We start from the raw sequence: 944 nt of genomic DNA on the forward strand, positions 1-944 counted from the left end.
TCGTCACCGTCTATCAGCTGATCCTGGCGATGGCGCTGCTCCCCTTTTCGGGGCTCGGCGACCGGATCGGGCTGAAGCGCATGTATCAATATGGCCAGCTCGTCTTCACCGTCGCGACCCTGCTCTGCTTCTTTGCCAAGAGCCTGCCCTTCCTGCTCGTCGTCCGCGCCGCACAGGCGCTCGGCGCGGCGGCCGCGCTCAGCGTCTCGTCCGCGCTGATCCGCTCGATCTATCCCGCCAAGCAGCTCGGCCGCGGGCTCGGGATCAATTCGGTGGTGGTGTCGAGTTCGGCCGCGCTCGCGCCGACGCTAGGCGGGCTGGTCCTCGCGGTCGCGCCCTGGCCCTGGGTCTTCGCCAGCGCGGTGCCGTTCGCGATCCTCAGCCTGATCCTCGGGCGCGCCCTGCCCGATCCAAGCCCGCGGAGCGAACCGTTCGACGTGCTCGGCGCGGTCATGTGCGCGGCGATGATCGGGCTCGTCATCGGCGGGTCGGAGACCGCGGTGCACGGCGACAGCCCGGTCGTCTCGGCGGCGATCGTGCTGACCGGGGTGGCGATCGGCTGGGTCTTCGTGCGGCGCGAGCGCGGCGAGACCAAGCCGATCTTGCCGATCGACCTGCTCGCCCGCCCCGTCCTCGCGCTGTCCGCGATCGGCGCCTACACCGCGTTCATCGCGCAGATGACGCTGCTGTTGTCGACGCCGTTCCGGCTGACCCAGGCTTACGGCTTTTCCGCGGCCGAGGTCGGTGCGGCGATCGCGCCATGGCCGCTCGCGAACATGGTCGTGGCGCCGCTGTCGGGATGGCTGTCCGATCGCTATCCCGCCGGGCTGCTCGGCGGCATCGGCATGGCCGTCTCGATCGCCGCGCTCTTGCTGCTCGCGTTCATGCCCGCCGATCCGAGCTATTTCGCCATCGCCTGGCGGATGGCGCTCTGCGGCTCGGGG

The 944-nt window shown here is 70.3% G+C and carries 1 protein-coding gene; it reads left to right on the forward strand.

The window, feature by feature from the left end; genetic code table 11:
• On the forward strand, positions 1-944 hold a 944-nt coding region (locus sphsw_RS12185), incomplete at both ends, for an MFS transporter (protein ID WP_031440855.1).

This window comes from Sphingomonas sp. FUKUSWIS1 (assembly GCF_000733135.1).
Lineage (GTDB): Bacteria > Pseudomonadota > Alphaproteobacteria > Sphingomonadales > Sphingomonadaceae > Sphingomonas > Sphingomonas aerolata.